Origin of the sequence: Vibrio crassostreae, from assembly GCF_041439375.1 — a bacterium.
GTDB lineage: Bacteria > Pseudomonadota > Gammaproteobacteria > Enterobacterales > Vibrionaceae > Vibrio > Vibrio crassostreae_D.
In genome coordinates, this window is record NZ_JBGONY010000102.1 from 1 (window position 1) to 8,408 (window position 8,408).

Below are 8,408 nucleotides of genomic sequence, written 5' to 3' on the forward strand. Positions count from 1 at the left end.
CGAGCCCGAGTGTTCTTTGGATTATAAATTCATCAAAGTATGCTCGCGCCCTGAGTATAGTGATAGCCAGTATTACCATAACAATATGTATTACTCTCTGTGATAATCACCTCAGGCTGATCATCACCATTCAAATCTCGTACAACAGTTGTTTCACCCAATGAGGTGAAGCCAAATTCCTGACAATTACTACGCCAAAATTTGCCGTCGAAGCTATAGCCTGCAGCTTTAAACGCAGAAACTTCGTCTGCATATGTAAGTTGAACGGAAAACGCATTTATACTCCAGAACAGCAAAGGAGTATATAAGAAGTAAGCGTATTTGTTTTCAAATGGCATTGTTGTTTTTTCCATAGCGTTAAAAGTTTTTGAATCCTCTCGCTAAATATTTCCATGAGTTGAAGGTGATAAAATTCTTTCTCTTCAATTCATTTATTGAATATTTTCTTCCTAAACTTGTTAATGGATATGTCAATGACGTATATTCATTCTCACAAAAACTTTCCATTTTCACTACCTTTCCATTTATATCAAATGGTTTCATATTTTGCTTCTTACCCGCTTTGTCTCGACAGTCAACTGCTGGTGTTAATAGTTGCGCAATATGAATCTTCCCATTTTCTTCTATATGGGCAACTAACATGAATGAACAATCTAATTCATCTAATTCACCGTTGGATTTTTGTTCAAACTCTTCACCATAGTTAAGCCATTCGCTAAGATCTGAGTCGAAATAACGAGTGCAAGTGCAAATGTTTTTTTCATTCCCCTGTGTTTCGATTGTCAGTTTTGTCTTTATTTTCAAAATTATATACAATAGGACTAGCGAGCGTGACTGCAAAATCGTGGTATAGGATAGTTAGAAAATATGATAATGAATTTAATCTATGGTCTAATTTCATTGTAAATGTAAGAAGTCACGCTGTCTTTGAAAGTTGACCAACTAAAACAGCATGACTGGGGGTTCTTTGTTTAGGAATGAGTACTAATTCCTGAATACAGCTCGCTCATCGTTAAAGAATCAAAAAACAACGTAAAAAATCACGTTCTTTCCCTATGAATAATATTTAACTTTCTAAAACACACCTAAATACGAACACTCTTCAGAAACTCCACAGAAAAAATTAAATCATACACCAACCAAGCCATTCAAACCGGACTAAAACAATGGGCATTTAGGACTTAACATCTTATTTATTAGAATCCTAAATAATAACAAATAGAATACAACACATCGGATTTGTTATTTATAAATATCAAATTACTATCTCGCCGCTCAATAATTTCTAACCAAAAAATAAACAATAAAAAGGTATTAACATGTCTATAACTTTTCAAGGTAACCCCGTTTCAATCTCAGGTCTATTTCCTAAACCTAATCAAGTAGCACCAAGTTTTACTCTCTGCGACAAAGAATTAAATAGCCTAACCTTAGAAAGCCTAAAAGGGAAAAATGTCTTATTAAATATTTTCCCTAGCATTGACACCCCAGTTTGTGCTGCAAGCGTTCGTACATTTAACGAGAAAGCCGCTAATTTAAACAATACAATCGTATTATGTGTTTCTGCCGACTTACCATTTGCTATGAACCGTTTTTGCGGTGCTGAAGGCATTGATAATGTAACAACCGCTTCTTTCTTCAGAGAGTCATCATTCACTGAAAACTACGGTGTAAACTTAAATGAAGGTGCGCTTGAAGGGTTAGCTGCTAGAGCTATTATCGTTATTGGTCAGGATGGTATGGTCACACATAGTGAATTGGTTTCTGAAATTACTACTGAACCAAACTATGAATCAGCACTAGCGGCTTTATCATAATCATGCTTAAACTACTTATTGTTGCTGCTACCCTATATTCAATAAACGCCTTCGCAAAGTTTGAAACTACTGAAGACGATGCTGAGTTTGGAGCGGCTCAAGTCGTCACACTTGATAAAACCACAAAGTTTGACCTGATTGGTACACCATTAGAAGTAGGTGATTTAATGCCTTCGGCTAAGATGCTGACTTCAGATTTAGGAAGCTATGATACCAGTGCGAAAAGTAAATCGATCAAAGTCTATAGCATATTAACATCTGTTGACACGCCGGTTTGTGTTCAACAAGCTATAGAACTTTCTCAATACATAGAAAATAACAGTCACAAACTTCAAGGTATTGAATTTTATGCAGTGAGTGCCGATACTCCTTTCGCTCAACAACGGTTCATTAAAGAGTACTCTCTTGACGGGGCGACATATCTTTCTGACTCTTCAGAACATAAGTTTGGCCTAAATACAGGGACTCAAATTAAGCAGTTAGGTTTGCTTAGTCGAAGTATCATTGTAGTGGGTATAAATAACCAAATTATTTATACCCAAAGAGTACCTGAACTTACAACTATCCCTAGTTTAGAGCGAGCCGTAAAAATAGCGTTAAAAAACCGCTAGATACCAATAAGATATAAGAGGCATCAGCCTCTTATATCAATAAAACCCCCATTCTAACAATTAAAAATCAATGATTAAAATTATTAAAAAGCAAACGTTTATGTAGGATTGTTAATTTTCATCTCATTAATAACTATCAAACCAAAAGAAGTGTCAATACTAGAACTAATAATAGGAGAAATTTCGATTGAGAATTATAAAATCAAAATACGATATGGCACTTCATCATTTCATTAAATAATATCTACCCTAATTTCACGACCTCTATCCATGACCGCATCGATACAACCCCATAGATTAAAAAGCATATTGAACCACGTATTTAAGCTTTTCGTGTCATGCATACGACCTCACTGGATGAGGCACTAAAGCACCTCAATGAAACAACACACATAAATGAAAGTAACTCTACTTATTTTAGGCATACCTTTCAGGTTCTCGATAAAAGAACAAACCAAAATTACCCTAACTTTTATAAACAATTTTAATTATGAAACCAGGGTTATATTGTTTTCTTAGTTGTTGTCTATTGAATAATTTGGTAAATTTGTATCATTTCATTTCAAGACAATAGCAAGTATAGGTAAAACAGATATCTATGTGGGACTTTAGACCTCAGGAGTGCTTTCAACTTCGAAATAAAATATCAGGCGAAGAAAAGAGACTAACCCATACAGAAAGCCAGTTGTTATTGCTCTTACTTTCGAATAAACATCGAGTCGTAACTAAGTCAGAAATTCACAAAAAAATTTGGCTAGGAAAATGTGTTTCAGATGCCAGTATCACACACAGTATTGCTTCATTACGTCTAGCTTTAAATGATACAGCGGAAGCGCAATGTATCATTCGAACCGTACCTAAAGCCGGCTACTTTGTCGCTGAGAATAAAATAGCTCTAGCTTTAACCAACCAAGACCAAGCCTATACTGGGCGCCCTGATAAGATACGAGCTCTTAAACTTAGGTGTTCTTGGCAAGTTGGAGTAATACTTTTATTAGTCAGTATGAACTTGTTACTGTTTTGGTTTTTGTTCATCCCTTCACAAAGCGAACCTAAACTGAACATGTCAAGGTTGAACTCTCAAACCAACACTTTTACGATCAAGAACAACGATTTCCATAGTCAACAGCTCCTAGAACAACTGATTAGACACCCTGATTTGAACAATGTGAATTTTTATATCACTTCAAATAAAACTAGGATTTATGTAAGTTGCATTCACCAGAATTCCTCATCACCTTACGGCCAAAGCATCAACTTCTCCATTGATATTAAGCGCGCTATAGAGAGAACTAGTAATGATATTGTACAAAAATGCCAATAAGCGCTACAGACTTGGCGTTGTCTTTTTACTTGCCTTGTTTCCTATTCAAATCTTTCTGAACGCATCGTTTATTCCTAGTTTTGCTAAAAACGCTACTACCCAAATAAGTAAAACGATTCTGACTTACGGTGAGACAATGGGAGACAATAAATACAGAAAAATCGACTACCACTTAAAACCTTATCTATGGAACCGATTTCTCTTACTTACTTCTATCCATTTCGGTAATGGGAAAAAGGTTGATACACAATTCCTTATTACCTTTTGGCCAAAATCTATTTATTCAATAAAATACATCAATAAGCTGGTTGACGCTCCAGAGTCAGAATATTTCGATTTGCCGGAGCAACATGTCCTTTTTGACGGGGGCGAAGAAATTTTTCAAACTTTGCGAGAAACCCCATACCAATATTGCTACATCCAACTGTCGAACAGCTCAGTTCAATGTGTCAATATATCTAAAGATAAAGAAAAAAATCGCCTTCAATGAAAAGAAAACAGCATAGCATGTGGACATTTAATCCAACACTTCGGCATCAACTAACTAACCAGAGTAATGGGAAGAGCAAAAAATTGCACTCTACAGATTGCAAAATTTTAGAGCTTTTATGTCAATATCAAGGAAAAACTGTTTCAAAAAACGCCTTAATAAACGCGGCTTGGCCGGGGCGTGTCGTCTCTCAAGCGAGTTTAACGCAATCCATAGCTCACCTACGCATAGCTTTAGGAGATAATGGCCGCCAACAAAATATTATAAAAACTGTACCTAGACATGGTTATTCGGTGGTTAGCGACCTCATAAGTCTTGAGATGCCTGTAGCTCTTGAACAAGACAACTTATCAACCTCTTGCTCAGAAATACCCCAAGACACTCCCCAACTAGAGCATCAAGAAAAGATTGGTCTATCAGCTCATCTACAATACCTTCAAAAATTTATTTTATTGATTCTCTCACTCTTGTTGCTACTTAGCATTACTTGGTTAGCACGGATCATATATTACAATAGCACCACAGATCGTCTCCAATGGAATCAGCGTGAGTATTTGGGGGTAACGTATTACTTTACGAATACTAAAAATGGAAGTCAACGTTTCAAGGATCTCAAACGGAGATACTCAAGTGATTTGCGTATGCTATATATTTCTGAAAACCCCGAGCAATTGTATATATCGTGTGTTTACCAACCTAACAATTTGCATGAACGTCACACAATGAATTTTAGTTTTTCCCGAGATTATTCAATCGAGCAAGTAAAAGAGGCCATTAATGAACAATGTCAGTAAAGCCATCGTTTGGCTGGTGTTGGCAAATACACTCATCATTGCGCTGCTCTCGTGGATGAATAACCTTAACCATCCTCCATTCCTCGATGGTCGAAACAACACCATGTTGTTTTCTCGCGGTCGTACATATACAAAATTTGAAGTCGATACCTTCAAAGAAGTTATTACCGTTGATCATCGGTGGGGAGGAGTCCACGATATCCATTCGAGCACACTATCCGAAGGAGAAAACAAGGCTCTCAACGTTTATTACTCAGTTTATTTTTGGGGCATAAACCTTTTTTCGACGACCAACGTACTACGTAGCTCAAACTACATTCCCTCCACCGAACTCGACTTCGCTGAAGCCCACTTGATTAACGATTCCTCGGAACAATTTTTCCAGACCTTGTATCAAGACAAATATATATTTTGTTATTCCAGTTTATTAACCAGCAGTGTCCAGTGTATCACTGCAGATTAATTAGAGTAATTAACCTAATCAACCAACACATTTAGTTATAACCAAATGTGTTTAAAATAAACCCTTTAATACCAATGAGTTAATTTAATTTTGTAAAATTACGGTCAACGGTAAGTGTTGTAAAATTTGGATTTGTTCATTAGTGTTTTTAAGGTTTTTTGGACATAGTACTAGCAAATAAGACATGTCAGAGAAATACAATACTCATGAGCAACAAAAGAGAACCTTTAAAGATCACTGCACTCTTGTTGGAAGGAAGCCCAATCACAGCGATTTCGGGACCAATCGAAATGCTGACCATCGCTTCAATACAAGCAGGATTACCTACCCCACAGGTTAGTTATGTATCCGTTACAGGTGAGCCCACTCAATTTCTTGGAGGACTCATAATTAACTGTAATACACATTGGGCATCCGTCGAACAGACCGATATTTTGCTAATAGGCGCATGTGGTGATATAAGTAAAGGGTCTTATGTCTTATCCGAAGACGTCAAGTCTTGGCTACAAAAACAAATCGCGCAGTCTGAGTTTGTTCTCTCTTTATGTACAGGGGCTTTTCTTCTGGCGGAGCTTGGGGTTTTAAACAAACGAAGCGCTACTACACATTGGGTATATGCTGAAGATTTTCGCAAGCAATTCCCCCAAGTAAAATTCAAACCACACTTAAAAATTACTCATGAAGGCAGATATATATGCACCTCTGGTATTAAAGAATACTTCGCCGCAACAATCTTGTTAATTGACGCTCTGTTGGGCACCGCCCAAAGAATAAAATGTGAACAATATTTGGGAGGCGACATTTCGAAAATAAAGCGAATTTTTTTAACAAGTTTTGTTCAATACCAACAGCACAGTGACGGTTTGATTAATCGATTACAAGAATGGATGCATAATGAAGACCCTAGCAGGCTCTCTGTCGCTATGTGTGCAGAAAAAATCTTTTTGAGTGAAAGACAAATGAAACGTCGCTTTAAAGCAGCAACTGGCGAATCTCCAATGAGTTACATACAACGTATTCGAGTAGCATTCGCTAGAGAAAAATTGGACACTACGCGCCTAAATATAGAACAAATATCCCAGCAGGTCGGTTACAGTGACACAAACCATTTTCGATCGCTGTTTAAAAAGTTTTATGACATGACACCCACAGAATATCGCAAAACGACACAGACTGGTGGGGCTTAATCATTTAAATTTTCGTTGAACCTAACTTCTTAGTTTAAAAGAAGGGAGTTACCCGAATTAATTGAGATTCTTAATCCACAATCCAAGACAAAATAGGTAACTCTCGCTCTAGAGCCCTCATCAATTCAACATTTAAAAAGTTTATCTATCCCCGCCCACGCTTGTATCTGCAAGCGTTCAACGACGCCACACCACACTTCATCTCGTTTTAATATTCGTCATACACCATCGAATCTGAAGACATTAAAGTCTTTGATTGGGGCGCCTAGAAAGCCAAGAAACACGGATGACTTGGCGAGAGCCAAATCTCGTTATCAATGTGGATCGATAGGAGGTCCTTAGCGCTAAGTTAAACCTCGTTAATGTCAGTGACGATGATAATAAGGCGCTAACAACATTACTTAACCCACTTCGAAAAAGTCAATGAAGTATAAAGTGATAGACCTAGTGACACGAGAATGTGCAACTAGATACAAGAAGGAAAAGAGAAACAAAGTCGACTGATTTGTTTACAAGACGCTAAAAGCCCTGACAACATGGACAAGTAAAAACAGGTAATAACGACAAAAACTCAAGACGAATGAACATGGTTACTCATCAAAGGGAAATAAGTTGCCACCAACATTCAGTTGATACATTGTTAGCTAGTAAATGGAACTGAGTGAAAATAATCTTCCTTAGGTTCAATCTGACAAGCGCCGATTAAAAAAAAACTGTCAGATCAGGACCAAACGACGACTCTTGATTGACCTCAGGATAACCATCTTTACCACCGATAAAATACTATTGAGAAAGTTTATCTAGGACAGGGGTTATCGACTGATGAAGTTCACTGGTTTCATATGCACCAGATAAGAGTCTACTTGGGTAAGCAATTGAATTACTGAGAACTTCACCAATATTATTAATATGAATACGAGTATCTGCCACACAAGCGCTCATGCATATTTTAATAAATTGCTTTGAAGTATCAAGTTCAAGCAAACGCGCACATCGCAGTGCTTCTTTAGTTCTTTCATGGAGCATTTCTTCAGATAACACGATTAACCCCTTCTCCATTCAGTAGCATAACAATGTGAAACTCTTCGCTTTCCCTCACCATAGCAAGGAAAAGGCTCTCTCTCATTTCTTTTCGGACCGTATTATCGCCAAGTACATATTTCGTCAAAACGCTAATAGCTTGTTGCTCGCTAACTTCGTCTTGACTAACTATTGCCGACAATACGCTTTTCGACAGGTTTGACGAGATGTCAAAATTCAGTTCTTTTGCCGTTACAAGCATCGCTTTTATTACTTTGTTTTTTTGAGCTCTGATAGTACATATTTTCAGTTCATGCTTATCAAATGCATACCCAATATCATCTAGTAGTTGGCTCAGTTCTTGATACACTTTGTATTCCTCTAGTTCATTGTTCTCGTCCCTCATATGTTAACGTTATATGTTTAAAATAAAATAATGAAACCAATTGCACCAATGAAAAAAATACGATAAATATCATGGGATTATAAAAAAGACCTCACTATTACGTCCAGAAAATAGGATATATATGTCCTATTTGCTTACCATGCAATGGAGGTAATGCTTTTTATCCATATTAACTGAGTTGGTCTACATAGATTCAATACCATTAGAAAAACGACACATACCCCTTACATTTAGGACTTTAACGGCTTTGTTTCCTAAATCAGGGAACTAATGCTTAAAGCTACGATCAGATCATC

11 protein-coding genes are annotated in these 8,408 nt (G+C 36.9%); 7 read left to right on the forward strand and 4 right to left on the reverse strand.

Going from position 1 to position 8,408, the window contains the following annotated elements:
* Positions 1 to 32: 32 nt before the first annotated feature.
* Both ACED45_RS23290 and ACED45_RS23295 read right to left on the reverse strand, forming a co-directional pair.
* The gene (locus tag ACED45_RS23290) at positions 33 to 338 is read right to left on the reverse strand and encodes a hypothetical protein (protein ID WP_371715135.1); all 306 of its coding nucleotides are present in this window, start codon (positions 336 to 338) and stop codon (positions 33 to 35) included.
* Between the two features lie 19 nt (positions 339 to 357).
* On the reverse strand, positions 358 to 804 hold the full coding sequence (locus ACED45_RS23295) for a hypothetical protein (protein ID WP_371715136.1): 447 nt from the start codon (positions 802 to 804) through the stop codon (positions 358 to 360).
* Between the two features lie 515 nt (positions 805 to 1,319).
* Between ACED45_RS23295 and tpx the strand changes: the two genes are divergently transcribed.
* From tpx to ACED45_RS23330, 7 genes are all read left to right on the forward strand, one after another.
* Positions 1,320 to 1,817, forward strand: coding sequence for a thiol peroxidase (gene tpx, locus ACED45_RS23300; protein ID WP_017082551.1), 498 nt, complete (start codon positions 1,320 to 1,322; stop codon positions 1,815 to 1,817).
* 2 nt (positions 1,818 to 1,819) lie between these two features.
* Positions 1,820 to 2,428, forward strand: coding sequence for a redoxin family protein (locus tag ACED45_RS23305; protein WP_371715137.1), 609 nt, complete (start codon positions 1,820 to 1,822; stop codon positions 2,426 to 2,428).
* A 598-nt stretch (positions 2,429 to 3,026) separates the two neighbouring features.
* Positions 3,027 to 3,752 carry a winged helix-turn-helix domain-containing protein gene (locus ACED45_RS23310; protein ID WP_371715138.1) on the forward strand — a complete coding sequence of 242 codons (726 nt, stop codon included), beginning with the start codon at positions 3,027 to 3,029 and terminating at the stop codon, positions 3,750 to 3,752.
* Positions 3,727 to 4,242 carry a hypothetical protein gene (locus ACED45_RS23315; RefSeq protein WP_017082554.1) on the forward strand — a complete coding sequence of 172 codons (516 nt, stop codon included), beginning with the start codon at positions 3,727 to 3,729 and terminating at the stop codon, positions 4,240 to 4,242. The genes ACED45_RS23310 and ACED45_RS23315 overlap by 26 nt, the downstream gene beginning before the upstream one ends.
* Complete coding sequence (locus tag ACED45_RS23320; RefSeq protein ID WP_371715139.1) at positions 4,239 to 5,036, forward strand: winged helix-turn-helix domain-containing protein; 798 nt, start codon at positions 4,239 to 4,241, stop codon at positions 5,034 to 5,036. Before ACED45_RS23315 ends, ACED45_RS23320 begins: the two co-directional genes overlap by 4 nt.
* Positions 5,020 to 5,499, forward strand: coding sequence for a hypothetical protein (locus ACED45_RS23325; protein ID WP_017082556.1), 480 nt, complete (start codon positions 5,020 to 5,022; stop codon positions 5,497 to 5,499). Before ACED45_RS23320 ends, ACED45_RS23325 begins: the two co-directional genes overlap by 17 nt.
* A gap of 206 nt (positions 5,500 to 5,705) precedes the next feature.
* Positions 5,706 to 6,686 carry a GlxA family transcriptional regulator gene (locus tag ACED45_RS23330; RefSeq protein ID WP_371715140.1) on the forward strand — a complete coding sequence of 327 codons (981 nt, stop codon included), beginning with the start codon at positions 5,706 to 5,708 and terminating at the stop codon, positions 6,684 to 6,686.
* A 783-nt stretch (positions 6,687 to 7,469) separates the two neighbouring features.
* On the opposite strand, the gene ACED45_RS23335 is transcribed toward ACED45_RS23330, so the two are convergent.
* Positions 7,470 to 7,727, reverse strand: a complete 258-nt coding sequence (locus ACED45_RS23335; protein ID WP_017082558.1) for a hypothetical protein — start codon at positions 7,725 to 7,727, stop codon at positions 7,470 to 7,472.
* Positions 7,717 to 8,112: a hypothetical protein gene (locus ACED45_RS23340; RefSeq protein ID WP_017082559.1), complete on the reverse strand. Its 396-nt coding sequence runs from the start codon at positions 8,110 to 8,112 to the stop codon at positions 7,717 to 7,719. Before ACED45_RS23340 ends, ACED45_RS23335 begins: the two co-directional genes overlap by 11 nt.
* Positions 8,113 to 8,408 lie beyond the last annotated feature (296 nt).

Bases quoted from the DNA above. Each gene is read 5' to 3' on its own strand.
- ACED45_RS23290 (WP_371715135.1), bottom strand. From the start codon at position 338: ATGCCATTTGAAAACAAATACGCTTACTTCTTATATACTCCTTTGCTG.
- tpx (WP_017082551.1), top strand. From the start codon at position 1,320: ATGTCTATAACTTTTCAAGGTAACCCCGTTTCAATCTCAGGTCTATTT.
- ACED45_RS23305 (WP_371715137.1), top strand. From the start codon at position 1,820: ATGCTTAAACTACTTATTGTTGCTGCTACCCTATATTCAATAAACGCC.
- ACED45_RS23310 (WP_371715138.1), top strand. From the start codon at position 3,027: ATGTGGGACTTTAGACCTCAGGAGTGCTTTCAACTTCGAAATAAAATA.
- ACED45_RS23315 (WP_017082554.1), top strand. From the start codon at position 3,727: ATGATATTGTACAAAAATGCCAATAAGCGCTACAGACTTGGCGTTGTC.
- ACED45_RS23320 (WP_371715139.1), top strand. From the start codon at position 4,239: ATGAAAAGAAAACAGCATAGCATGTGGACATTTAATCCAACACTTCGG.
- ACED45_RS23325 (WP_017082556.1), top strand. From the start codon at position 5,020: ATGAACAATGTCAGTAAAGCCATCGTTTGGCTGGTGTTGGCAAATACA.
- ACED45_RS23330 (WP_371715140.1), top strand. From the start codon at position 5,706: ATGAGCAACAAAAGAGAACCTTTAAAGATCACTGCACTCTTGTTGGAA.
- ACED45_RS23340 (WP_017082559.1), bottom strand. From the start codon at position 8,112: ATGAGGGACGAGAACAATGAACTAGAGGAATACAAAGTGTATCAAGAA.